At 76.7% G+C, this 26,088-nt stretch carries 14 protein-coding genes; 11 read left to right on the top strand and 3 right to left on the bottom strand.

Translation table 11 applies throughout. The features are described from left to right. Positions 1-17: 17 nt before the first annotated feature. Together ACTVZO_RS33365 and ACTVZO_RS33360 are read left to right on the top strand one after the other, a co-directional pair. On the top strand, positions 18-1,598 hold the full coding sequence (locus ACTVZO_RS33365; RefSeq protein WP_443301867.1) for a molybdopterin-dependent oxidoreductase: 1,581 nt from the start codon (positions 18-20) through the stop codon (positions 1,596-1,598). 81 nt (positions 1,599-1,679) lie between these two features. After that, complete coding sequence (locus ACTVZO_RS33360) at positions 1,680-2,747, top strand: alpha/beta hydrolase (RefSeq protein WP_443301866.1); 1,068 nt, start codon at positions 1,680-1,682, stop codon at positions 2,745-2,747. Positions 2,748-2,762: 15 nt separating this feature from the next. On the opposite strand, the gene ACTVZO_RS33355 is transcribed toward ACTVZO_RS33360, so the two are convergent. The 3 genes from ACTVZO_RS33355 to ACTVZO_RS33345 form a co-directional block, all read right to left on the bottom strand. Beyond that, complete coding sequence (locus ACTVZO_RS33355; RefSeq protein ID WP_443301865.1) at positions 2,763-4,019, bottom strand: cytochrome P450 family protein; 1,257 nt, start codon at positions 4,017-4,019, stop codon at positions 2,763-2,765. 81 nt (positions 4,020-4,100) lie between these two features. Next, positions 4,101-5,357, bottom strand: coding sequence for a putative Ig domain-containing protein (locus tag ACTVZO_RS33350; RefSeq protein ID WP_443301864.1), 1,257 nt, complete (start codon positions 5,355-5,357; stop codon positions 4,101-4,103). Positions 5,358-5,456: 99 nt separating this feature from the next. Next, positions 5,457-6,350: a LysR family transcriptional regulator gene (locus ACTVZO_RS33345; protein WP_443301863.1), complete on the bottom strand. Its 894-nt coding sequence runs from the start codon at positions 6,348-6,350 to the stop codon at positions 5,457-5,459. A gap of 468 nt (positions 6,351-6,818) precedes the next feature. Between ACTVZO_RS33345 and ACTVZO_RS33340 the strand changes: the two genes are divergently transcribed. From ACTVZO_RS33340 to ACTVZO_RS33300, 9 genes are all read left to right on the top strand, one after another. Beyond that, positions 6,819-13,733: an SDR family NAD(P)-dependent oxidoreductase gene (locus ACTVZO_RS33340; protein ID WP_443301862.1), complete on the top strand. Its 6,915-nt coding sequence runs from the start codon at positions 6,819-6,821 to the stop codon at positions 13,731-13,733. Then, entirely contained in the window at positions 13,726-18,291 is a 4,566-nt protein-coding gene (locus ACTVZO_RS33335) for a beta-ketoacyl synthase N-terminal-like domain-containing protein (RefSeq protein ID WP_443301861.1), read from the top strand. Before ACTVZO_RS33340 ends, ACTVZO_RS33335 begins: the two co-directional genes overlap by 8 nt. Then, entirely contained in the window at positions 18,281-18,598 is a 318-nt protein-coding gene (locus tag ACTVZO_RS33330; protein ID WP_443301860.1) for an acyl carrier protein, read from the top strand. The genes ACTVZO_RS33335 and ACTVZO_RS33330 overlap by 11 nt, the downstream gene beginning before the upstream one ends. Positions 18,599-18,605: 7 nt before the next feature. Then, a complete protein-coding gene (locus tag ACTVZO_RS33325; protein ID WP_443301859.1) occupies positions 18,606-19,457 on the top strand; it encodes an alpha/beta fold hydrolase in 852 nt (283 codons plus the stop codon). Next, the gene (locus ACTVZO_RS33320; RefSeq protein ID WP_443301858.1) at positions 19,454-20,617 is read left to right on the top strand and encodes a glycosyltransferase; all 1,164 of its coding nucleotides are present in this window, start codon (positions 19,454-19,456) and stop codon (positions 20,615-20,617) included. The genes ACTVZO_RS33325 and ACTVZO_RS33320 overlap by 4 nt, the downstream gene beginning before the upstream one ends. Next, entirely contained in the window at positions 20,614-22,491 is a 1,878-nt protein-coding gene (locus ACTVZO_RS33315) for a methyltransferase domain-containing protein (protein WP_443301857.1), read from the top strand. Before ACTVZO_RS33320 ends, ACTVZO_RS33315 begins: the two co-directional genes overlap by 4 nt. Beyond that, positions 22,488-23,480 (top strand): galactokinase, encoded by a 993-nt coding sequence (locus tag ACTVZO_RS33310; RefSeq protein ID WP_443301856.1) that lies wholly within the window; start codon positions 22,488-22,490, stop codon positions 23,478-23,480. Before ACTVZO_RS33315 ends, ACTVZO_RS33310 begins: the two co-directional genes overlap by 4 nt. A 74-nt stretch (positions 23,481-23,554) precedes the next feature. After that, positions 23,555-24,820, top strand: a complete 1,266-nt coding sequence (locus tag ACTVZO_RS33305; RefSeq protein WP_443301855.1) for an alkaline phosphatase family protein — start codon at positions 23,555-23,557, stop codon at positions 24,818-24,820. A 20-nt stretch (positions 24,821-24,840) separates the two neighbouring features. Then, positions 24,841-26,088, top strand: coding sequence for an MFS transporter (locus ACTVZO_RS33300; RefSeq protein WP_443301854.1), 1,248 nt, complete (start codon positions 24,841-24,843; stop codon positions 26,086-26,088).

The following is a 26,088-nucleotide window of genomic DNA, read 5'->3' as shown; positions in this document are numbered from 1 at the left end:
CGCGTCACACTGGCCCTGTGACAGCAGACCCGGGGCGTCGGCGGCGACTGCTCGGCGCCCTCTGCGGGGTGGTGGCGGCCGCCGCGGGGCTGGCCGTGGCCGAGCTCGCCGCGGCCGCCGCCCGGCCCGAGTCCTCCCCGGTGACCGCGGTCGGGGCGGCGGCGGTCGACATCACGCCCACGGCCGTCCGGGAGTGGGCGATCCGGCAGTTCGGCGCCGCCGACAAACTGGTGCTGACGCTCGGCATCCTCGCCGTCCTGGCCGCGGTCGCCGCCGGGGCCGGGATGCTGGCCCTGCGCCGCCTGCCCGCCGGGATGGCCCTCGCGGGCGGCTTCGGGCTGCTGGGGGCGGCGGCCGCGCTCGCCCGGCCCGAGGCGGCCTGGCGGGACGCGCTGCCCGCGCTCGCCGCCGGTGTGACGGCGGCCGGGGTGCTGTGGCTGCTGGTCACCGCGGTACGAAGGCCCCGCCCGGCCGGGTCGCCGCCCGGCGCCGCCTGGGCGGTGGACCGCCGCGGCTTCGGCCGGCTGGTCGCCGCCACCCTGGCCGTCTCGGCCGGGGCCGCGCTCGCCGGGCGGCGCCTGGGCGCCTACGGCTCCGCCGGTGCGACGGCCTCCCGGGCCCGCTTCCGGCTCCCCCCGGCCACCGTGCCCGCGCCCCCGGTACCGGCCGGCGCCGACCTCCGGGTGCCCGGGGTCCCGCCCTTCCTCACCCCCAACCGGGACTTCTACCGCGTGGACACCGCCCTGGTGGTGCCCCGCGTGGACGCCGACGCCTGGCGGCTGCACATCCACGGGGAGGGCGTGGACAGGCCGCTGACCCTCGATCTGCGCGAGCTGCTCGCCCGGCCCCTGGTCGAGCACGACATCACCCTCACCTGTGTGTCCAACGAGGTCGGGGGCCCGTACGCGGGCAACGCCCGCTGGCTCGGCGTCCGCCTCGCCGACCTGCTCCGCGAGGCGGGGGTCCGGCCGCCGTCCGCGGGCGGCCCCGCCGACCAGCTGGTGGCACATTCGGTGGACGGCATGACGATCGGCACGCCCGTGGAGACCGTCATGGACGGCCGGGCGGCGCTGCTGGCCGTCGGGATGAACGGCGAGCCGCTGCCCTTCGCGCACGGGTTCCCGGTCCGGATGGTCGTACCGGGGCTGTACGGGTACGTCTCCGCCTGCAAATGGCTGAGCGAGCTGCGTCTGACCACCTTCGCCGCGTACGACGCCTACCGGGTGCGCCGGGCCTGGGCGGCGCGGGCCCCCGTCAAGACGCAGTCGCGGATCGACACCCCGCGGCCGTTCGCGGCGCCGGCGCCGGGCCGGGTGGCGGTCGCGGGGGTGGCGTGGGCGCAGCACCGGGGCATCGGGCGGGTCGAGGTACGGGTGGACGGCGGGCCCTGGCAGGAGGCGCGGCTGGGGGCGGCGGACGGCGCCGACACCTGGCGGCAGTGGGTGTGGGTGTGGGAGGCGACATCGGGCTCCCACACCGTGGAGGTCCGCGCCACGGACGGGACCGGCGCCGTGCAGACGGCGGAACGCTCCGGGACGGTGCCCGACGGGGCGACCGGCCTGCACGCGGTGACGGTTCGCGTCGCACCCGGCTCGTGAGGGCGCTACCGGTAGATTGACGCGACAATCGGAACATCGTGCGCGTTTCGTCCCGTGTCCCGTACGTCAGGAGCCGGCGCCGTGGAGCTGACCAGTACGTCGTTCCTCGTCACACTGATCGTCGTCACGGTGCTGGCCGTGCTCGCCGTCCTGCTGCTGTGGAACCGGATTCCGGGGCCGGGATGGGTGCGCTGGCCGGTCCGGCTGCTGATGATCGGGCTGTGCCAGCTCACCGCCATCTGCGTGGTCGCCACCTGGATCAACGGCAGCTACGGGCTCTACTCCTCCTGGGACGACCTGCTCGGCACCGACGCCGGGCAGGAGGCGGGGGCCGTCACCGGCCCGCCGGTGGGCCGGGCCAGGTTCACCCCGAACGGTGACGGCACCCAGACCACCTTCTTCCGCGGCTCCCACTCCAAGCTCGCCGGCCAGGTCGTCGTGTGGACTCCCCCGGAATACAGCGCGCCGGGCTCGGACCGCACCCGGTTCCCGGTGCTGATCCTGCTGCACGGCTACCCGGGCACGCCGCGCACCTGGATCGACCTCGGGGACATGCCCGACGCGCTGACCGGGATGGTCCAGCTGGGCGCCGCGCACCCCTTCATCCTGGTGATCCCGGAGATCTACCCGGGCGGGGTGAACACGGACTGCAGCAACACTCCGCAGCGCAAGATCGCCGACTGGCTGGCGCAGGACGTGCCGGACCTGGTCGCGCGGAACTTCCGTACGCTGCCCTCCCCCGCCGGATGGGGACTGATGGGCGTCTCCACCGGGGGCTTCTGCGCGGCCAAGCTGCCGCTCCAGTACCCGAAGGTGTTCCGGGCGGGAGCGGCCCTGGATCCCGATCCGCTGACCGGTGACCCGGGGGTGCTGCCCGATCCGGCGCTGCGGGAGCGCAACAGTCCGATGTGGCTGGTCGAGCACACGAAGAAGGCGGACGTCGGGCTGTTCCTGGCCACCTCGGCGCAGGACAAGGACAGCCCGCCGCAGCAGCTCGAGGCCTTCGCCAAGGCCGCGGAGGGCAGCGGGGTCCGGGTCAAGACCCTCGTCCGCCCGGTCGGCGGCCACAACTTCCAGACGTGGATCGGGATGTATCCGGACGCGCTGGGCTGGCTCAGCACCGAGCTGTCGCCGCCGGGGCCGGGCTAGGCGGTCCGGTCCGGATCAGGCCGGGGTGGGGCGGGTGAGGCGGACCGGCAGTTCCTCCACGCTGTTGCCGATGAAGCTGCGCTGGTGCGGCAGTCCGCTCTCGGGGACCGCGAGGTCCAGGTCGGGGAAGCGGGTGAAGAGCCGTTCCAGGGCGATCGTGGCCTCCAGCCGGGCGAGCGGCGCGCCCACGCAGTAGTGCGCCCCGTGCCCGAAGGACAGGCTCCGGGCGGCGGTGGGGCGGGTGAGGTCGAAGCGGTCGGCGTCCGGACCATGGAAGGCCCCGTCCCGGCCGGCCGCGGTGTAGCCGGCGAGGACGGGGGTCCCCTGCGGGATCACGGTTCCCCCGAGGGTCAGGTCGCGGGTGGGGTAGCGGAACGGGAACCAGCTGATCGGACTGTCCCAGCGCAGGGTCTCGTCCACCACGTCCGACCAGGTGGCCTTCCCCTCGCGGACGAGGGCGAGCTGGTCGCGGTGGGTGCACAGGGCGCGCACCGCGTTGCTGATGAGGTTGAGGGTGGTCTCGTGGCCCGCGATGAGCATCAGCCGCATGGTGCCGGTGAGTTCGGCTTCGCTGAGCCGGTCTCCGTCGTCCTCGCGGGCGGCGATCAGGGCGCTGGTGAGGTCCTCGCCGGGGCTCGCCCGGCGGGCGGCCGCGATGGTGGCGATCAGCCCGACCAGTTCGCGTACGGCGGCCATCACCTCGGCCGGGGCGGTGTCGGTGGAGATGATCACCGTGTTGGACAGGTGGTGCAGCCGGTCCCGGTGCTCGGGATCCACCCCGAGCAGCTCGCAGATGACGCTCATCGGCAGGGGCAGGGCGACGTGCGCGCGCAGGTCGGCCGTCCCGTCGGGGGATCCGGCCGCGGCGTGCTCCAGGTCGTCGAGGAGCCGGGCGGTCAGCTCCTCGACGCGCGGCCGGAGCCGCTCCACCTGGCGCGCCGTGAAGGCCTTGCCGACCAGGGCGCGCAGCCGGCGGTGGTCGGCCTCGTCGGCGGTGTGCATGCCCCGGGCGTCGGCGAAGACCCGCAGCGGCCAGTCCGGGGCGATGGTGCCGTCGTGCAGGGCCCGGAAGTGCCGGCCGTCCTTGGCCACGTCGGGGTGGGCCAGGAACTCCCGCAGCGCCTCGTGCCCCAGCACCACCGCGCCGGGCACCCCGCCGGGCAGTACCACCTCCGCCACGGCGCCCCGGGCGCGCAGCCGGGCGTTGAGCGCGTGCGGGCAGCCGCCTGCGGGGTCGATCACGTGCGGGGCGGGCGAGTGGGGGGAGGACAAGCCGCTTCTCCTGACCTGTGAACGGGACGGACTCGGTCAACAGTGCGGTCCGGCGGGCCGGTTGGACAAGGGCGCCGCGGTTCAGAACCAGCCGAGGGTGAGCGCGAAGGACGTGCCGGCGGTGGCTCCGGTGGAGTCGGTCGCGGTGGCGGTGATCTGGAGGGTTCCGGTGGCCCAGGGCTTGCCGCTGATGCGTCCGGTGCCGCTGTCGAGGGTCAGGCCCCAGGGCAGGCCGGTGGCGGCGTGGCGGACGGGGGGCTTTCCGCCGGTGGCGGCGAGCTGGATGGTGCAGGACTGGTTGAACTTGCAGTTCTGCGGGCCGGGGTTGGCCAGCCTCAGATCACCGGGGGTGGGAGTCGGGGTAGGAGTGGGCGTCGGGGTAGGAGTGGGCGTCGGGGTGCCGCCGCAGCCCGGGGTGGCCTCGGGGGGCAGGGGCACCCGCCAGATCTGGGTGTCGTTCTCCGATCCGACGAGCAGGTTCGCGCAGTCGGCGTACGTCACCGTCTCGCCCTGTGACTGGGCGGGCAGGGCGACGTCCGCGAGCTTGGCCCCCGAGGCGGCGTACACCGAGGCCGTGTTGGCGCCGAGCGGGCCCCCGCTGCGCAGGGTGTACGAGGCGCCCGTCGGCGAGAACGCCCCGTCGGTGGCGAACACGGGGCCCGGCCGGACCGCGGTGAGGGTGTTGACCTGCCCGGCCACGGGCGGCAGCGGGGCCTCGTACAGCCGGCCGGCCGCTCCGATGAGCTTGCTGGCGACGTAGAGCCTGCCGGTGACGGGGTCGGCGAGCAGGGATTCGGCGTCGTGCCTGCCGTCGGCGTAGGCGAAGCGGTGGGTCTGCGGGGTGACCGTGGCGTCGGCGAGCTGCTCGGGTTCGGCGAACGAGTGCACGGTGATCTCCGCGCGGCCGCTGAAGTTGTCCCCGATGTCGCCGACCAGGATGGTGGGGCCGCCGGAGGCGTCCTTGCCGATCGCCAGGGCCTCCCAGTCGGTATTGCCGACGCCCGCGACGGTGAGCGTGGCCACGAGCCGGCCGGCGGCCGCGGTGCAGTCGATCGCGAACACCTGGTTGGTGTTCCCGCTGTCGTTGACGGCGTAGAAGACGCCCCGATGGCGCCTGCTCATGGCGAGGCCGCTCTGTTCCGCCAGGCCGCCGGGGAGGGTGCACTCCTTCTCCGGCGCGAGGCTGTCGGCGGACGTCGCGGCGGGCGGAACGAGGGCGGTGGAAGAGGTGGAGGCGGTGGCGGTGGCGCTGGTCATCCAGGCGACGGCGGGCAGGATCGTGGCGAGGGCCGCGGTCGCGAGGGCGGCGGCCCGGTGGGGTGCGAGGACTCGGGACATGCTCACAATGTGATGGGACATCAGCCGGTGGCACCAGGCCGCACCGCCTCCCGTTCGAGCATCGTTCAATGCCGGGACGGCATGGCCCGGGCGGTCCGGTCAGCGCACCGGCTCGCGCACGGGCGCCTTGTGACCGGCGTGGGCGATGAAGGCGCGGGCCGCCCGGCTCAGCTGGCGCCGGGCGTGTGCGATGCCCACCGGGCGCAGCAGGGGCGGCGTGAAGGAGCGGATCTCGGCCCGGCTGCCGAAGGCTCTGAGCACCACGTCCCGGTACCAGATGAGGGAGCCGCGGCCGTCGGTCACGCCCGTCACCCAGGCGAGCCGCTCGTCGACCTCCAGGGAGGGCACGGGCCGTACGCCGAGGCAGCTGAACATGGCCTCCATCTCGGTGCGCCGTCCGGTCCCCGGGGTGGGCAGCACCATCGGCAGTCCGTCCAGCATGCGGAACGGCAGCGGGTGGGGCAGCCGCGAGCCGAGCGGCGAGATCAGCACCACCTCGCGCTCCTGGATGAAGTGGGTGACGAGTTCCTTGTCGATGGGGAGGTCGACGAGGGCCAGTTCGGAGCGTCCCTCGACCAGTTCCTGCACGAGGGCCTCCCGGCCGTCGTGCTGCTGGAGCCGTACGTCCACCCCGGGATGCCGCTCGGTGAAGGCCGCGACCAGGTCGGCGGCCAGGTCGAGGGCCAGGGTGGGGGTGGTGACGAGGCTGAGGGAGGCCCGGGTGTCACCGCCGTGCGGGGTCCCTATGTCGTCGATGGCCTCCACCGCGTTGAGCACGGTGCGGGCCAGCCGGACGACCCTGGCCCCCTCCGGAGTGAGGTCCACCCCCCTTCCCCGCCGGGCGAGGAGCACCACCCCGAGATCGCGTTCCATGGCCTGGACGGCCCGCGAGAGGGCGGACTGGGCGACGAAGACCGAGGCCGCCGCGCCGGTGATGGAGCGGCAGTCGGCGACGGCGACGAGGTAGCGGAGCTGCGCGAGCGTGGGCGTCATGACCGGACGGTAACCGCGTGAGGCTGTACCTGTAAGGGCCCGTCGCGTGAACAACTCCCGGTCGGCGGCGCGGCGTTCATGCCCGGTCGGCGGCGAGGCATGCCGGTACGGCATGCCCGCCGGGAGGCACTGCGGCGGCCCGCGCGGCGGGGCGCGCGCGGCTGGGCGGGAATCACCCCAGGCCACCGGGTCGGCGGGGGCGTCCCGCGGGTCGGTCCGGGGTGCGTGCGGGGTGGTCCGGTGGGACCGATAACGCGAAGCAACCTATTCCGCATCGCTGTTGACAGTGCGGGGCGGCCACCGCACGATGCAACGCGGCGTGAGGGTGTTTGACCACTACTCAAGCCCGCCCTACCGCCGGCGGGCCGCCCGGCCGATGTGCGAGACCGACGCACCCCCGTTCTCACTTTCTTCCGTTCTTCCGCTCTGTACTGCGCCATGTCACACAGCACTGGAAGAGGAGCGCCCGTGACCCCCCATCCCCCGCAGTCCGCCGCCGCCCGCGATCTGGTCGTCGCGGTGACCCCGTTCGAGGAACCCCAACCACGGATCGTGACCGCCGCCGAGCGCGCCGGCGCCCTCGGGCTGCTCGACCTCGGCCGGGACCCGGCCGCCGCGCGGCGGGCGTTCGCGGAGCTGGCCCGTCGGCTCGGAGGCCCTCGCGACGGGGACGGCGGCGGCCGGTACGGGGTTCGGGTGCCCGCGGGCTGCCCGCTCGGCCCCGCGGAGCTGCCGGGCGCGGTGGACACCGTGCTGCTCGCCGACCCCGCCTCCCACACCCCGGAGCAGGTGGCCGCCTGGGCCGCGGCGGCCGGCCGGCCCCGGGTGTGGGCCGAGGTCACCAGCCGCGCCGAGGCCGCGCGGGCCGTCGCCGCCGGGGCGGCGGCACTCGTCGCCAAGGGCCACGAGGCCGGCGGCCGGGTGGGCGGCGCCACCACCTTCGTGCTGCTCCAGCAGCTCCTCGCCGGCGCCGGAGCCGGGGTGCCCGTGCGGGCCTGCGGCGGGATCGGGCCGCACACGGCGGCCGCGGCCGTCGCGGGCGGAGCCGCGGGCGTGCTGCTCGACGTACAACTCGCGCTGACGACCGAGGGCGAGGCGGGCCTGCCCGCCGAAGTGGTCGCGGCACTGCGGGCGATGGACGGCTCCGAGACCCGGCTGGCCGACGGGCACCGGGTGTTCGCCCGCCCCGACCTGACGCCGCCCGAAGGTCCGGCGGCCGCCCTGCTCGGCGCCCGGGACCTGCGCACGCAACTGCTGCCCGTCGGCCAGGACGGGGCCGCCGCCGCCCGGCTGGCCGCGCGGCACCGGACCACGGGCGGGGTGCTCCAGGCGGTCCGGGCGGCCGTCTCCGGGCACCTGGCCGCCGCCGTACGGGCCCGGCCCCTCGGGCAGCCGCTGCCCGTCGCCCAGGGCCCGATGACCCGGGTGAGCGACCAGGCGGCCTTCGCCGAGGCGGTGGCGGCCGCGGGCGGGGTCCCGTACCTCGCGCTCGCCGTGATGGAGGGCGCCGACGTGCGCCGGCTGCTGGCCGAGAGCGCCCGGCGGCTCGGGGACCGCCCGTGGGGCGTGGGCCTGCTCGGCTTCGCCCCCGCCGAACTGCGAGCGGAGCAGCTGGCCGCCGTGGCCGAGGCCCGGCCCCCGTACGCGATCATCGCGGGCGGCACGCCGGCGCAGGCGGCGCCGCTGGAGGCGGCCGGGATCCGGACCCATCTGCACGTGCCCTCGCCCGGACTGCTGGAGCGGTATCTCGCGGACGGTGCGCGGCGGTTCGTGTTCGAGGGGCTGGAGTGCGGCGGGCACGTCGGGCCGCGCGCCTCGTTCCCACTGTGGGAGGAGCAGATCGAGCTGCTGCTGTCCTGCCCCGAACCCGAGGCCCTGGACGTACTGTTCGCGGGCGGGATCCACGACGCGCGCTCGGCCGCGATGGCCGTGGCCGCCGCCGCCCCGCTGGCCGAGCGGGGGGCCCGCGTCGGCGTGCTGATGGGCACCGCCTACCTGTTCACCGAGGAGGCGGTGGCGGCGGGCGCGGTGGTGCCGGGCTTCCAGCGGGCCGCGCTGGACTGCGAGCGGACCGTGCTGCTGCACACCGCCCCCGGCCATGCGACGCGCTGCGCGGCCACCCCGTACGCCGACACCTTCGAGGCGACCCGCCGCCGCCTGGCCGAGACCGGCACCGAGCCGCGCCGCGCGTGGGAGGAGCTGGAGGGCCTCAACCTGGGCCGCCTCCGGATCGCCAGCAAGGGACTGCGCCGGGCCGCACCCGCAGCGGACGGGACGGGGTCCCGCGGGTCCGCGCTGGAGGCCGTGTCCGAGGAGCAGCAGTACGAGGACGGGCTGTTCATGCTCGGGCAGGCGGCGACCCTGCGGTCCGCGACCACCACCGTCGCCGCGCTGCACGCCGAGGTCACCGAGGGGGCCACCGGGGTGCTGGAGCGGCGGGCGCGGGAGTTCGCCGCGGCCGCCGGACCCGCCCCGGCCGCGGACCCGCTCGACATCGCGATCGTCGGGATGGCCTGCGCCTACCCGGGCGCCCCCGACCTCGCCGCCTACTGGGCGCGGATCCTGGCCGGGGAGGACGCGGTGACCGAGGTGCCGGCCGAGCGCTGGGACCCGGAGCTGTACTACGACCCCGACCCGGCCCGGGCCGGCGAGCGCACCCCCTCCCGCTGGGGCGGCTTCCTCGGACCGGTGCCCTTCGACGCGCTCGCGCACGGCATCCCGCCCGCCTCCCTGTCCGGGATCGAACCGGTCCAGCTGCTGGCCCTGGAGATCTCGGCGCGGGCCCTCGGCGACGCCGGGTACGGCAAGGACCGCGCCTTCGACCGGACCCGGACCTCCGTGGTCTTCGGCGCGGAGGCCGGCACCGAACTGGCGGGCGCCTACGGGCTGCGGGCCCTGCACCCCGCCTACCTGGGCGAGCTGCCGCCCGAGCTGGACGGGCAGCTGCCGCGGCTCACCGAGGACTCCTTCCCCGGGATCCTCGCCAACGTGATCGCGGGCCGGGTCGCCAACCGCCTCGACCTCGGCGGCGCGAACTGCACCGTCGACGCGGCCTGCGCCTCCTCGCTGGCCGCGCTGGACCTGGCCTGCCGCCAACTGCGCGACCTCGACAGCGACATGGTCATCTGTGGCGGCGCGGACGTGCACAACGGCATCAACGACTACCTGATGTTCGCCTCGGTGCGCGCCCTGTCCCCCAGTGGCCGCTGCCGGCCCTTCGACGCGGACGCCGACGGGATCGCGCTCGGCGAGGGCGTGGGCGCGCTGGTGCTCAAGCGGCTCGCGGACGCGGAGCGGGACGGCGACCGGGTGTACGCGGTGATCAAGGCGGTCGGTGCCTCCAGCGACGGCCGGTCCCTCGGGCTGACCGCGCCCCGCCCGGAGGGGCAGCGGCGGGCGCTGGAGCGGGCCTACGCGCGGGCGGGCGTCTCGCCCGGCGAGGTGGGGCTCGTCGAGGCGCACGGTACCGGCACGGTGGTCGGCGACAGCACCGAACTGGCCGTGCTGAGCGAACTGTTCACCGCACACGGGGCCGCGGCCGGCTCGTGCGCGCTGGGCTCGGTGAAATCGCAGCTCGGACACACCAAGTGCGCGGCCGGGCTGGCCGGGCTGATCAAGGCCGCCCGGGCGGTCCACGCGGGTGTGCGGCCGCCGACCCTGCACATCGGCACGCCGAACCCGGCCTGGCGGCCCGAGACCAGCCCCTTCGTCTTCGACTCCGAGGCCCGGCCCTGGGCGGTGCCCCCGGAGCGGCGGATCGCCGGGGTGAGCGCCTTCGGCTTCGGCGGGACCAACTACCACACGGTGCTGGCCGGTTACGCGGGCGCCGAGGAGCCGCGGCACGGCCTGGAGGAGTGGCCGGCCGAGCTGTTCTGCTTCCGCGGCGAGGACCGGCGGGCGGCGGGCCGGGCGATGGCCCGGCTGGCGGCCCGGCTGGAGGAGAACGACGCGGCGGGCCGGCCGTGGGCGCTGCGCGACCTCGCGGCCGAGGCCGCGGCCTCCGGCTCCGGCCCGGTCCACGTCGCGGTCGTCGCCGCCGGTCCGGACGAGCTAGCGGCCCGGCTGGATCACGCCCGGGCCTTCACCGCGGGCGAGGGGGTCCACGTACGGGAGGAGTCGGCGGATCCGGGCCGGGTCGCGTTCCTCTTCCCCGGGCAGGGCAGCCAACGCCCCGGCATGCTGGGCGAGGCGTTCATGGCGTTCCCCGCGCTGCGTACGCTCCTGGACGAGGCGCCGCCCCCGGTGGTCTCGGCCGTCTTCCCGCCGGCGGCGTTCACGGCCGAGGGGCGGGCCGCGCAGCGGGCGGCGGTCACCGACACCCGGGTGGCCCAGCCCGCTCTGGGGCTGGCGGGAGCGGCGGCGCACCGGCTGCTCACCGGCCTCGGCGTCCGGCCGGACTGTGCGGCCGGGCACTCGTACGGGGAGCTCACCGCGCTCTGGGCGGCCGGGGTCTACGACACGCGGAGCCTGCTGCGGCTGAGCGCACGCCGGGCCGAGGCGATCCTCGCCGCCGCCGGAGCCGACCCCGGGTCGATGGCGGCGGTGTCGGCCGCGCCCGAGGAGGTACGGGAGATCGCCGCGCGGGCCGGCTGCGTGGTGGCGAACCACAACGCGCCACGGCAGTGCGTGGTCTCGGGGCCCACGGCGGCCGTCGCGGCGGCGGTGGCGGCGCTGCGCGAGGCGGGCCTGTCGGCCGAACCCCTCCCCGTGGCCTGCGCGTTCCACAGCGAGGTCGTCGCGGGAGCGGCGCCCGCGCTGGCGGCGGAGCTGGCACGGACGGAGGTGTCCGCGCCCGGCATCCCCGTCTGGTCGAACACGACGGCCGCCCCGTACCCGGCCACCGCCGACGGGGTACGCGGCCTTGCCGCACGCCAGGTCGCGGAGCCGGTCCGGTTCGTGGAGCAGGTGGAGGCGATGTACGCGGCGGGCGTCCGCACCTTCGTGGAGGCCGGACCCGGCCGCGTGCTGTCGGGGCTGACGGCCCGGATCCTGGGCGAGCGGCCGCACACGGTGGTTCCGCTGGACGTTCCGGGCGAGCACGGCCTGGTGCGGCTGGTCACGGCGCTGGCCGAACTGGCCGCCGCGGGCGTGCCGGTGGCGCCCGAGGCGCTGTTCCGCGGCCGGACCGCCGCCCTGCCCGACCGCGCCCCGCGCAGACCCGGCTGGCTGGTCGACGGCCATCTGGTGCGCACCGCCGACGGCGCGCCGGTGGCCGGGGGCCTGCGGCCCGCGCTGCGGGTGACCGCGCCGCCCGCGGCGGCGCCGGCCGCCGACCGGCGCGAGGAGGCGGTGCTGGAGTACCTGCGCGGCACCCGTGAGCTGGTCGAGGCGCAGCGGGAGGTGCTGCTGGGCTATCTGGGCGCGCCCGGAGGCGCGCCGCGCACCGCCGCCCGGCCGGACGACGCGGACGGACCGTGGGCCGCGGACCGGCCGGTCCCGGCGTCGGCGCCGGCCGCCGCCCACGAGCCGTGGCCCGAGACCGGCGCCCCGGGCCGGGCCCGGCCCGGCGACGCGCTTGCGGAGCGGGCGGCCGGCGCAGGCGCGGCGGTCCGGTCCCCGGAGGAGGTCATGGAGGCGGTCCTGGAGATCGTCCACACCCGGACCGGATACCCCAGGGACATGCTCGACCCCGCGCTCGACCTGGAGGCGGACCTGTCCATCGACTCCATCAAGCGGGTCGAGATCATCGGCGCCCTCGCCGACCGGATCGGGCTGCCCCAGGACCCGGGCGGGTCCGCCGAGTCCGCGGTGGAGGAGCTGTCCCGGATCAAGACCCTGCGCGGGATCGTGGACTGGGTCACCGCCCACACCGGTGAGCCGGAACCGGCGGCGGAACCCGAACGGCCACCGGCGCCGGTACCTGCACCGGCACCGGCACCGGCGTCCCACGGAGCGGCGGTGGCCGTGGCGGCGGGACCGGGCCGGGCGGCGGTGCCGGTCGCCCGGCTGCGGGTGGACACCGTCCCCGTGCCGGCGGCCGCCGGGGACCCGCAGACCCTGCGCGATCTGCGGATCGGGGTGGTCCAGGACGGCCAGGGACTCGCCCCGGCGCTCTGCGCGGCCTTGCGCGCCCGCGGAGCCGAGGCGCTGCCGCTGGCCGAGGCCGGGCCCGGGTACGACGGGATCGTCGACCTGACCGCCCTGCGGACCGGCGCCGAGCCCGTCCTCCCCCAGCTCTTCCCGGGGCTGCGGCAGGCCCTGGCCGGGGGGACGCCCAGGCTGCTGCTCGTCACCGCGGCCGGAACCCCGGGCGCCGGTCTGCACGGCTTCGCGCGCAGCGCCGCCCTCGAGTTCCCCGGCACGCTGGTCCGCGCCGTGGACGTGCACCCCAAGGAGGCCGCCGAGCAGGTCGCCGCGCAGCTCCTCGCCGAGCTGAGCTGCGCACCCGGGACCGGGACCGGGACCGGGACCCACACCGGTTCCCCGGCCTCGGTCGGCTACACCGCTGACGGGACGCGCGTCACCCGCCGCCCCGTTCCCGCGCCGCTCGCCCCGGCCGGAGCGGCCGGAGCCGCCGGGGACGGGCCTCCCCTCGGTCCCGGCTCGGTGGTCCTGCTCACCGGCGGGGCCCGCGGGATCACCGCGCGCACGGCGCTGGCCCTGGCCCGCACCACCGGCTGCCACGTGGAACTCCTCGGGCGCACTCCCGAACCCCCGGCGGAGCCCGACGGGTTCGGGCAGGCCACCGACCGGGTGGCGCTGCGGGCCGCGCTGATCGCCACGGGGCTGCGCACGCCCGCCGAGATCGAGGCGGCGGCCTCGCGGATCCTCGCCGAACGCGAGGTACGGGCCACCCTGTCCGCCCTGGCCGCGGCCGCGGCCTCGGTCCGCTACCACTGCGCCGACGTCACCGACGAGGCGGCCGTACGGGCCGTGGTGGCCGATGTGCGCGCGCGGCACGGGCGGCTGGACGGCATCGTGCACGGCGCCGGGGTGCTGCGCGACGGCCTGCTGCGCGACAAGCAGCCGGCGGACTTCACCGAGGTGTTCACCACCAAGGTGGCCGGCGCCCGGCACCTGGCCGCCGCGGCCGCCGAGCACGGCACGGGCCCCGCGCCCCGCTTCCTGGCCCTGTTCGGGAGCGTCGCCGGGGTCTACGGGAACCGCGGCCAGTGCGACTACGGGGCGGCCAACGACGCCCTGGACGGTCTGGCGCGCACCTGGGCGGAGTCCTTCCCGGGCCGGGTGCTGTCCGTGGACTGGGGTCCCTGGGCGGCGGACGCGGGCGGGATGGTCACCCCCGAGCTGGAGCGCGCGTACGCCCGGCGCGGCATCCCGCTCATCGCGCCGGAGGCGGGTACCGCCGCGTTCCTGGACGAACTGGCGTACGGGGCCGACGTCCAGGTGGTCCTGATGGCGGACGGGGGCCACGGCGATGAGTGAGCGGCAGCGGCGCGGCCCGCGCCCCACGGACGCGGCGATCGTCGGAATGGGCGCGGTGTTCCCCGGAGCCGCCGATCTGGCGGCCTACCGGCTCAATCTGCTCGCCGGTACGGACTCCATCGGCGAGGTCCCGCCGGGGCGCTGGGACCCCGAGGTGTACTACGACCCCGCGGGCGCCACCGGACCGGCGGCGGGCGACCGGTTCTACTGCCGTCGCGGCGGGTTCGTCGACGGCCTCGCCGCCTTCGACCCGACGCGGTTCGGGATCATGCCCGCCGCCGTGGAGGGGGCCGAGCCCGACCAGATGCTGGCCCTGCACGCGACGGCCGAGGCCATCGCGGACGCGGGCGGCGAGGAACGGCTGCCGGCCGACCGGTCCCGGATCGGGGTGGTGCTGGGCCGCGGCGGGTTCATGGGCGTGGCCACCGCACGGCTGGACCAACGGGTGCGCACGGCCCACCAGTTGGCGCAGACCCTGCGGGAGCTGGCGCCGGAGCTCGGCGAACGGCGGATCGCCGAGGTGCGCTCCGCCTTCCAGGAGGCGCTGGGCCCGGAGCGCCCGGACGCCTCGATCGGCCTGGTGCCGAGCTTCACGGCCGCCCGCACCGCGAACCGGCTGGACTTCCGCGGCCCCGCCTACACCCTGGACGCGGCCTGCGCCTCCTCGCTGCTGGCGGTGGACCAGGCGGTGGGGATGCTGGCGGGCGGACGCTGCGACGCGGTGGTCGCGGGGGCCGTGCACCACTGCCACATCGCGACGCTGTGGAGCGTGTTCACGCAGTTGCGGGCGCTGAGCCCGAGCGAGCGGATCCGGCCGTTCGACCGGCGGGCCGACGGGACCCTGCTCTCCGAAGGCACCGGCGTGGTGCTGCTCAAGCGGCTCGCGGACGCGCAGCGGGACGGCGACCGCGTCTACGCGGTGATCCGCGGTACGGGCGTGGCGGGCGACGGCCGGGCGGCGAGCCTGATGAGCCCCCTGGTCGCCGGTCAGGTACGGGCCCTGGAGCGGGCCTGGCGGGAGGCCGGGCTCGATCCGCGGGCGCCGGGCGCGCTGGGCCTGCTGGAGGCGCACGGCACGGGGACGCCGGTCGGGGACGCGGCCGAACTCGACACCCTCGCGCAGGTGTTCGGGCCGCCCGCGGCCGGGCACCCGGGGATCGGCTTCGGCTCGGTGAAGTCGATGCTCGGGCACACGATGCAGGCATCCGGCATGGCCGGGCTCATCAAGGCCGCCCTCGCCGTGCACGAGGGCGTGCTGCCTCCGACGCTGCACCTGGAGGAGCCGCACCCGGACCTGGCCTCGACACGGATGCGGCCGGTGACGGCGGCGGAGCCGTGGGAGCGCGGGCCGGAGCCGCGCCGGGCCGGGGTCAACGCGTTCGGCTTCGGCGGGATCAACGCGCACGTGGTGCTGGAGGAGGCCCCCGGAGCCGCCCGCCCGGCGGTCGTCCGTCCGGCCGCCGGCCGCCAGGCGGGCCGCCGGTTCCTGCCCGTGGGGGCGCCGGCCGCGCCGGTGGGTGCGCCCGCGGGCGGCGGCGTACTCCTGCTGGCCGGGGAGGGCCCGGCGGAACTGTCGGCCCTGCTGGCGGCGGGCCCGCCGGTGTCCGGGGGCGACGGGCCCTGCCGGCTCGCGGTGTTCGGGCCGACACCCCAGCGGCTCGCGCTGGCCGCGAAGGTCGTGGCGCGCGGGCGGGCCTGGCGGGGGCGCGGAGACGTGTGGTTCGCACCGCAACCGCTGGGCGGCCGTACGGCCTTCCTGTTCCCGGGCCTGGAGCCGGAGTTCGCGCCCGTGGTCGACGATGTCGCGCGGTGTCTGGGAGCGCCGCCGCCCCGGCTCACCCGGGGCACGTCGCTGGTGGAACGGGCCCTGGACGCGATCGCCACGGGCCGGTTCTTCGCCGGGGTGCTGCCCGGGCTCGGCATCGGGGCCGATGTGCTGGCGGGCCACAGCCTCGGCGAGTGGGCGGCGATGGTGGCCGCCGGTATGTACCCGCAGGAGGCGGCCGACACCTTCCTGGAGTCGCTGCGGCCCGGCGACCTGCGGGTCCCGGACCTCGTGTACGCGGCGCTGGGCTGTGGCGCGCAACGGGCCGAGGCGGCCCTGCGCGGTCTGGACGCGGTGGTGGTCAGCCACGACAACTGCCCGCACCAGTCGGTGGTGTGCGGGGAGCCCGGCCAGGTCGCCGTCGCCCTCGCGCGGTTGCGCGGCGAGGGAGTGCTCGGTCAGGAGCTCCCGTTCCGCTCCGGCTTCCACACGCCGATGTGGGAGCCGTACCTCGGCCAGGTCCGCGCCGCGTTCCAGCGGCTGCCGCTGCGGGCCGGGGCCCTGCCGGTCTGGTCGGCCACCACGTGCGCGCCGTTCCCATCGGAGCCCGACGAGGTGCGGGAGCTGGTGGTCCGGCACCTCCTGGAGCCGGTCCGCTTCCGCGAGCTGACCCTGCGGCTGTACGAGGAGCAGGGCGTGCGCGGCTTCGTCACGCTGGGCCCGGGCAGCCTGCCGGGCTTCGTCGAGGACACCCTGCGCGGCCGCCCCCACCTGTCGGTGTCCACCTCCTCCCCGCGGCTCACGGGCCTGGCGGCGCTGCGCCGCACCTGCGCCGCGCTCTGGGCGGAGGGCCACGCCCCCCGCTGGGACCTGCTGGCCGAAGCGGAAGCGGCAGCGGAAGCGGAAGCGGAAGCCGGTACAGGGGCGGGAGCGGAGGCCGGAACGGGGCTCGCCGGCCGCGGCGTGCCGCTGGACCTCGGCTCTCCGCTGGTCCGGCTCGGGGAGGCGGCCCGCGGCACCCTGGGCGGGCTGCTGACCGTGCGGGAATCCGGCGCTCCGGCGGCGGTGCCCGGCGCCCGCGCCCGCCCGGTCCTGCTGTCCGCCCTGGACGCGGTGCTGGCCGACACCGGGGCGGCGGCGAGGAGCGTGACCGAGGCCTGGTCGGCCGCACGGACGACGGCCGGAGCCACCGCGCCGGCCCCGGCCCCGGCCCCGGCCCCAGGCACCGAACGCCTGCGGCTCTCGCTGGCCGCGCTGCCCTACGTACGCGACCACTGCGTCTACCTCCAGCCCGAAGGCTGGCCCGAGGACTCCGACCGCTTCCCCGTCGTCCCCATGACCACCATGCTGGAGCTGGCCGCCGGGGCCGCGCTGCGGTGGGCCCCGCCCGGTCTGCACGTCGTCGGCTACGAGGATGTACGGGCGCTGCGCTGGCTGGCCGTCGAACCGGCCGTCGACGTCGAGGTCACCGTCCGGGGCGACGGTCCCGGCCGGGCACGCGTCACCCTCGGCGCGTACGCCTCCGTGGTCGTGCTGCTCGGCGAAGCGTACAGGCGGCCGCCCGCGCCCGACACCACGCCCCTGCACGATCCGCGGCCGGCCCCGGTCAGCGCCGGGGCCCTCTACCGCGACCGGTGGATGTTCCACGGCCCGCGCTTCGCCGCCGTGCACGAGGTGCGGACCGTCGGCTCGGACGGCATCGAAGGCGTGCTGCGGGCCCTGCCCGACCCCGGGGCGCTGCTCGACGCCGCCGGCCAGCTCTTCGGCCACTGGATGCAACTGAGGCTGCCGGTGGACCGGTTGGTGTTCCCGGCCACCGTGGACCGCATCCGCTTCAGCGGGCCCCCGCCCGCCCCGTCGGCCCTGGTCGCCGCCACGGCCCGGATCCGCGAGGTGCGCGACACCACGGTGCGCGGCGACCTCGAGCTGCGCCGGGCAGGGGGCGAGGTGTGGGCCCGGATCGAGGGGTGGACGTATCGCCGGTTCGGCGCCGACGAGCGGGTCTGGCCGATGAAGTTCACCCCCGAGGTGTGCGGCATCGGCGAACCCCGGCCCGAGGGCTGGTGCGTGGCCCGCCGCCGCTGGACCGATCCCGCCTCCCAGGAACTGGTCATGCGCCGCTACCTCGGCGCCGCCGAACGGGCCGCGTACGAACGGCTGTCGCCGCGCGCCCGGGCGCCGTGGCTGCTGGGCCGGATCGCCGCGAAGGACGCACTGCGGCAGCTGCTGTGGGACGGCGGGGCCGGTCCGGTGTTCCCGGCGGAGGTGCCCATCGGCAACGACGCGGCCGGCCGGCCGCTCGCCGAGGGCCCGCTCACCCGGGGCCTGCGGCTGTCGATCGCCCACAAGGACCGGATCGCGGTCGCCCTCGCGCACCCCGGGCGCGCGGTCGGCATCGACGTGGAACAGGTGACCGCCGACCCGGACGCGCTGGTCCGGGTCGCCCTCGGACCGGAGGAGGTCCGGCTCGCCGAGCGGCTGGCCGCCTGCGAGGGCACCGGCCTGCCGGCGGCCCTGACCGCCGTGTGGTGCGCCAAGGAGGCCGCCGCCAAGGCCGGGGGCAGCGGGCTCGGCGGCCGCCCGCGGGACTGGCGGGTGGCCGAGGACCCGGACTCCGGGGCGCTGCTGGTGCGCTCCCCCGACGGGCACCCGTACCCGGTCCGCACCGCCCTGCTCGCCGCCGGCCCGCTCGCCACGGATCCGCTCGACCACGTCGTCGCCTGGACCGCCCACGCGGAAACAACGCCGTCCCCCGTCCCCTTCCACCTCACGGAGACCCGTCATGGCACCTGACATCCTCGCCGAGATCACCGGAATGCTCGTGGAGATCGTCGGCGACGAGTACCTGCTCGCGGAGGAGGTCACGATGAAGACGACGTTCAACGAGGATCTCGCCCTGGAAAGCGTCGAGTTCGTGGCGCTCGCCGAGCTGCTCCACCACCGCTACGGCGCCGAGGCGGACCTGATGGAGTTCCTGGCGGAGAAGGACATGGACGCCATCCTCGCCATGTCCGTGGGCGACCTCGTCACGCACATAGGCCGGATCACCCATGCCTCCCTCGCCCGCTCGGGGTCCTCCCCGGCCGGCTCCGCGGGCTGAGGCGGCCATGGCCTTCGTCCTCGCCAACTCGCTGCGCTTCCACGTCCAGCGGCTTCCGGCCACCGCGGAAGCCGCCCGCCCCGGCCGGCCCGTGGTGGTCTTCCTGCACGGCCTGGCCGTCGACAACCTGTCCTCCTTCTACTGCCCGCTGGCGGTGCCGGTGGCCCGGGCCGGGCACGAGGCCGTCCTGTACGACCTGCGCGGCCACGGCCGTACCGAGCGGCCGGCCGCCGGCTACGACAGCCGCACCGCCGTACGGGACCTGTTCGCGCTGCTCGGCGCGCTGGGCCTGGGCGACCGGCCGGTGCACCTGGCCGGCAACAGCTACGGCGGCACGCTCGCCCTGCACGCGGCGCTGGCCCGGCCGGACCTCGTCGCGGGGCTGACCCTCCTGGAGCCACCGCTGAGCGGGGCCTGGGTGGAGAACATGGTGGACACCCTGTCGGCCGCCGCGCTCAGTCTGGAGGACAGCCCGGTCCCGGCCGAACTGCGCACGCTGCGGCTGCGCAAGGCCGCGAACCTCACGGCGATCGCCGACGACCTGCTCAACCGCACCACCCTCATCGACGACATGGCGGCGGGCCGCGCCTTCACCCCGGCCGACTACGCCCGGCTGCGCTGCCCGCTGCTGATCGTGTGCGGGGAGCACTCCGAACTGGTGCCGGGGGCCCGGGAGCTGGCTCTGCACGCACCGCACGGGTTCCTGCGGATCCTGCCGGGCCTGGGGCACGACGTGCTCAAGGAGACCAGCGGGGCGCTGCGGGAGGCCGTCCTGGACCATCTCGACGAGGCGGCCGCCCTGTCGGAGCGGGCGGCGCGGGACGCGCGCGGGGCCCGGGCGGGAGCGCTGGTCCCATGAGGGTGCTGTTCACGGTTCCGCCGCTGGCGGGGCACGTCAATCCGACCGTGGCCGTCGCGGGCGAACTGGCCGCCCGGGGCCACGAGATCGCCTGGGCCGGGCCCTCGGACGTACTGGCCGGACTGCTGCCCGCGCGGGCCCGGATCCTGCCGGCCGGCGAGCAGGCGGGGGGCGGCTACACGGCGCTGCACGCACGCTGGCGCGACCTGCGCGGGGTCGCGGCGCTGCGGTTCCTGTGGGAGGAGGCACTGGTGCCGCTCGCACGGGCGATGGTGCCGGGGGTGGCCGACGCCGTCCGCGCCTTCGGGCCCGACGTGATGGTCGCCGACCAGCAGGCCCTCGCCGGACCGCTGGTCGCCGAGCGGCTCGGGATCCCCTGGGCCACCTCCGCCAGCACTTCGGCGGAACTCACCCGGCCCTTCGCGGACTTCCCGAAGGTCGGGGAGTGGGTGGCGGAGGGGATCCGCGGGCTGGTCGCCGAGTTCGCCGCGGTGCCGACGGGCTGGGACCCGCGGTTCTCCGACCGGCTCGTGCTGGTCTTCTCCACGCCCGAACTCGTCGGCCCGGCCGAGGAGTTCGGGCCGCACTACGCCTTCGTCGGCCCGGCCTTCGGAGCCCGTCCGGCCGCCCCCGGATTCCCCTGGCAGCGGCTCGACCCGGCGCGCCGGCGGGTGCTGGTGTCCCTGGGCACCCTCAACCAGGAGGCCGGCGGCCGGTTCTACCGGGCGGTGCTCGGAGCCGCCGAGCACCTCGCCGAGGACGTGCAGATGGTGCTCGCGGCGCCCGCCGCGCTGATCGGTTCCGCGCCCGGGCACCTGCTGCTGCAAGAGCGCGTTCCGCAGCTGGAGCTGCTGCCGCACCTGGACGCGGTGGTCTGCCACGGCGGCCACAACACCGTCTGCGAGGCCCTCGCGTTCGGGCTGCCGCTGGTGGTCGCGCCGATCCGCGACGACCAGCCGATCGTGGCCCGCCAGGTCGTGGACGCCGGGGCCGGGGTGCGGCTGCGGTTCGGCAGGACCCGGGCCGAGGAACTGCGCGACGCCCTCACGGCCGTGCTGGACGAGCCCGGCCCCCGCCGGTCCGCCCGGCGCATCCAGGCCTCATTCGCCGCGGCGGGCGGAGCCGCCGCCGCGGCCGACCGGTTGGAGAAGCTGCGATGACGCCACTCCCGATCCCCCGGGTCCCGTGGACCTCGGCGGTGCTGCTGGCCGCGCTCGGCGCCGGCACCGTCCGGGCCGGACGCAGGCTGCGGGCGCTGCCGGTGCTGCCGGCATTGCCGGCCGGCCTGCCCGCGGCGGCCGGAGTGCCGCGCGCCGCCGGGTGGCGGCTGCTGACCGCCCGGGGGGTCGAGGCGGACGCGGCCACCTTCCTGTCCGCCTGCGCGCACGCCGAACGGGAGGGGCTGCGGGTCCTGGACCTGCTGCCGGCGGACCTGGCGGCCGAGCGGGCCCTGGGGCTGCTGCGGCTGGTCGACCCGGCCCGCTACCAGGGGGACCGGCTCGGCGAGGGCCGCGGCGCCGGGTTCGCCGTGCTGGCCGCCGAGGAGGTCCTCGCCCGGGCCGGGGTGGATCCGGACGGGCCGCGACCGGGACCCGCGGAACTCCTGGCGCTCACCCGCCGTTTGAAGGAGTACGCCGCCGGGGCCACGGGGCTGGCCATCGCCCCCGCCCTGCGCTGCGGACCGCCGGCCGCCGCGACCGGGCCCGAGCGCGCCGCCGAGCTGCGGGCGCAGGGGCTGCCACCGGGGGCGCTGGCCGCGGCCCAGCTCGCCGGGCTGGCCCTGCTGGCGGGCGCCGTCGTACGCCAGGGCCGGTGGGGGGCGGCAGCGGCCGGGCTGTACTGGCTCCAGCCGTACCTTGCCTTCGGCGGGCTGCGCTCCCCGCTGCACCCCGCCGATCTGGCCCGGGCCACCGCCGCCCGGCCGGTACGGTCCCTCGGCGCGGCCCTGCGCACGGCCGCGGCGGCCCGCGCCGGCCGGGGCAGCGAGCCGGACGCGGCCAGGGCCGCCGCCTACCGCGCGGACCTGGCCGGGGGGACCGACCGCTTCCTCGAGGCGCGCCGCCCGGACTGCCCCTGGTGCGGGAGCGGGCGGCTGTCGGTCCGGGTCCGGGTGCGGGACCTGCTCCAGGGCAAGCCCGGCCGGTTCACGCTGGAGCGCTGCGAGGACTGCGGGCACGTCTTCCAGAACCCCCGGCTGAGCCCGGAGGGGCTCGACTTCTACTACCGCGACTTCTACGACGGGCGGGGCGGCGAGGGCGCGGGCACGGTCTTCGGACGGCTCGGACCGTCCTACCGGGCGCGCGCCGAGATGCTCCGCGCGCACGTGGGCGGGGCCGGACCGGAGTCCTGGCTCGACGTGGGCACCGGGCACGGGCACTTCTGCAACGCGGCGCGCGAGGTCTGGCCGGGGACCCGCTTCGACGGGCTGGACATGGGCGACGGGATCCTGGGCGCCGAGCGGCGCGGCTGGGTGGAGACCGGATACCACGGGCAGTTCCCGGAGTTCGCCTCGAAGCTGGCGGGCCGCTACGAGGTGGTGAGCATGTACCACTACCTGGAGCACACCCGGGATCCGCTGGCCGAACTGGACGCGGCGGCCGCCGTACTGGCCCCCGGCGGATTCCTGGCCGTGGAGGTGCCCGACCCGGAGTCCCGGATGGCCGACCTGCTGGGCCGGGCCTGGCTGCCGTGGTTCCAGCCGCAGCACCAGCACCTGGTCCCGGCCGCGAACCTGCGCGAGGCGCTGGCCGGCCGGGGGTTCACCGTCCTCGTCGAGGAGCACGGAGCGGCCCATCAGGGCAACGACTTCTTCGGCGCGGTGGCGCTGACCGCCGCGCGGCTGGCCCCGGACCCGGACCGGCCGTGGGGTCCCCCGGCGACCGCCCGCGCCCGGGCCCGCACCGCCCTCGTCCGGGCGGCGGCCGTGCCGTGCTTCGCCGGCGCGGCCGTACTCGACGCCGTGCGCTCGGCGGCGGCCCGCGTCACGGACGGCGGAAACGCCTACCGCGTCCTGGCCCGCAAGGACACTCCGTGACGGCCCCCACCGGGACCGCCGGAGGGCCGGAGCGCGGCACGGTCACGGGCACGGGCACGCGCACGGGCACGGGCACGGCGGCCACCGCCGACCGCGCCGGCGGCGACCTGGCCCGGCGGGCCACCGCCGATCCGCTCTTCCGGCTCGTCGCCTACGCCCTGGAGGCCGCGCACGGCCGGCCGCCCGCCGCGGTGTGGAGCGCCCCGTACGCCTTCCGCCTCGGCTCCCCCGGACTGGTCGCGGCGGCCGGCTGGCCGACGGCCGCCGCCGCGGCCCCGCGCACCGACGGCCTGGTGCGGCTCAGCTCGCTCGGGCACCCCGCGGACAGCTGCGATCTGCCCCTGACCTTGTCCGGGCCACCGCCCGAAGCCCCCGCCTGGGCGGTCCGGCCGTACGCCGTGCTGCGGGCGCTGGCCCGGGCCGGTTTCGGCCGCGGCGGGACGGACCTGCACGTGCAGGGCTCGCTCACGGCGGCCGCCGGGCTGGCCACGGCGGAGCCCTGCGACTGCGCCGTGGCCCTGGCGGTGGCCGACGTACACACCGGGGCGGGTGAACTGCCGGACCGCGCGCACCTGGCCCGGCTGCTGGCCGCGGCGCTGCCGGACGGGGACGACACCCTGCGCCGGGCGGTGTTCTTCGCCCGGCGGGGCAAGGCCCTGCTGCTGGGCGCGGAGCCCCGGCGGCGGCAGCGGTACGTCCCCTTCGACCCGGCGGCCTCCGGGGCGCGGCTGGTCCTGGTGGCGGTGCGCGGCGAGGCCGCGGACCGGCCCGCGGAGCTGTCACGGGCCGTGGCCTGCGCCCGCCGGGCCGGGGCCCTGAGCGCCTGGTCTCCCGGGCAGGAACCGGGGCGCAGTGCGCTGGTGCTGCTGCCCGAGGCGCGACTGGCCGCGGTGCGGGCCGCGGTGGCGGAGGACTTCCGCGACCGGCGGCGGCCCGTGCCGCGCTTCCTGAACATCGCCGTGGCCGGCGCGGCCCGGCGCGAGGAATGACCGAACGGCCCGCCGTCGCCCGGCGGCACCCGGCCCGCTGACCCGCAGCGCGCCGACACCAAGGAGGATCCCCCATGCCCACACCCTCACCCAGGGCCGACGCGAGACGCCGGGCCCGGTGGTCCGCGCTCGTGGCCGGACTCGGCACGCTCGGCCTGCTGGGCGCATTCACCGTCGCCAGCTCCCAGGCCGCGCAGACCCGTCCGGGGACGACGGCCTCGGCCGCGGCCGCGCTGCCCTCGTACGACCACGTGGTGGTCGTCGTGTACGAGAACAAGCAGTACGGAGAGATCATCGGCAGTGCGAACGCCCCGTACATCAACCAGCTGGCGAACGGCGGGGCCAGCCTGACCGGCATGAAGGCGCTGACCCACCCCAGCCAGCCCAACTACTTCAACCTCTTCTCCGGTGCCACGCAGGGCATCACCGGCGACGGCTGCTACGTGCCGCAGTCGATGACGGCGCCGAACCTCGGCCAGGAGCTGATCGCGGCCGGCAAGACCTTCGCCACGTACAACGAGGACCTGCCGGGCGAGGGGTCCACGGCCTGCACCAGCGGCCAGTACGCGCAGAAGCACAACCCGTGGTTCGCCTTCAAGAACGTGCCGCTGAACACGGGGAAGACCTGGGCGCAGTTCCCGCGGAACGACTTCGCGGCGCTGCCCGACCTGTCGTTCGTCGTGCCGAACCAGTGCAACGACATGCACTCCTGCCCGGTCGCCACGGGTGACACGTGGACACGGAACAACATCGACGCGTACGCGCAGTGGGCGAAGGCCAACAACAGCCTGCTGGTGCTGACCTGGGACGAGGACAACTACCTGGGGTCGAACCAGATCGCCACCGTGTTCTACGGCGCGCACGTCAAGACGGGCAAGTACGCGACCGCCTTCAACCACCACCACCTGCTGCGGACCTTCGAGGACCTCTTCGGCACGACGCACGCGGGCAACGCGGCCAACGTCCAGCCGATCAGCGAGGTGTTCGGCGGCACGACCCCCACGCCCACGCCCACCCCCACCTCACCGACGCCCACCCCGACCCCCACCCCCACGCCCACGCCCACGCCCACCGCGGGTGACCTGAAGCTCGCCGATCCGGGACCGCAGACCTGCAAGTTCAACCAGTCCTGCACCATCCAGCTCAGCGCCACCGGCGGCAAGCCCCCGGTCCGGTACGCGGCCACCGGCCTGCCCTGGGGCCTGACCGCCGACCCCGGCACCGGCCGGATCAGCGGCAAGCCCTGGGCCAGCGGCACCATCCAGATCACCGCGACGGCCACCGACTCCGCGGGCACGACCGTCACCGCCGGGTTCCCGCTCACCGTCAACTGGTTCTAGTCGCCTTCAGGGAGGCATCCGTGTACCTGTCGACCAGCCGGGCCGCGGACACGGCCGGGGGCACCCCGGTCCCGAGCGGCCCGCTGCGGGCCGTCCCCGGCACGGTGTTCGCGCTCGGCATGGTCAGTCTGATCACGGACGTCTCGGCCGAGATGGTCACGGCGGTCCTGCCGCTGTACCTGGTGGCCGGGCTCGGCATGTCCCCGCTGGCCTTCGGCGCCCTGGACGGGCTCCACCAGGGCGCCACCGCGCTGCTGCGCCTGGCGGGCGGCCGGATCTCGGACCGCACCCACCGCCGCAAGCTGGTGGCGGGGTTCGGCTACGCGCTCTCCGCCGGGTGCAAGGCGGCCCTGCTCGCGGTCACCACCCCCTGGTCGGTGGCGGCGGTGCTGGCCGCCGACCGGACCGGCAAGGGCCTGCGCACCGCACCCCGCGACGCGCTGATCTCGCTGTCCTGCCCGCCGCAGGACCAGGGCCGCGCCTTCGGGGTGCACCGCGCGCTGGACACGGCGGGCGCGCTGCTGGGGCCGCTCGCCGCCTTCGGGGTGCTGTGGGTGGTGGCGGACGGGTACGCGGCCGTGTTCACCGTGAGCTGCTGCGTCGCGGTTCTGGGGGTGGTGGTGCTGGTCCTGTTCGTACGGGAGGCCCCCGCGCCCGCCCCCGCCGCCCGCACCCCGGCCCCTCCCGTACGCACCCTCGTACGGATCCCGGGGCTTCGGAGGCTGTGCGCGACCGCCGCCGTGCTCGGCCTGTTCACCGTCGGCGACGCCTTCCTCTACCTGCTGCTCCAGCGCCGGCTCGAGCTGCCGGCCGCGTACTTCCCGCTGCTGCCGGTCGGCACGGCGGCGGTGTTCCTGCTGGCCGCGCTGCCCGCCGGCCGGGCCGCCGACCGGCTGGGCCGTCTCCGGGTGTTCCTCGGCGGGCACGTGCTGCTGCTCGGCGCCTGCCTGCTGCTGCTCGCCCCGGTGCCCGCGGGGCCGCCGCTCGTGCTCGGGATCCTCGGGCTGCTCGGCCTGTTCTACGCGGCCACGGACGGGGTGCTGATGGCGGCGGCCGGGCCGCTGCTGCCGCCCGGGCTGCGCACCACCGGCCTCGCGGTGCTCCAGACCGCGCAGGCCCTGGCCCGGTTCGCCGGATCCCTGCTGTTCGGCGCGGCCTGGACGCTGTGGGGGCCGGGCCCGGCGCTGGGGATCGCGGCCGGGGGGCTGCTGCTGTCGCTGGCGGCGGTCGCCGTGTTCGGCGGGCCGGAGCGGAGCGGGCCGTCGTAG

The sequence above is a fragment of the Streptomyces sp. IBSNAI002 genome, from assembly GCF_052244475.1.
Classification (GTDB): domain Bacteria; phylum Actinomycetota; class Actinomycetes; order Streptomycetales; family Streptomycetaceae; genus Streptomyces.
The sequence above is the reverse complement of the archived record's forward strand: the minus strand, read 5'-3'. Positions and strand labels throughout refer to the sequence as shown.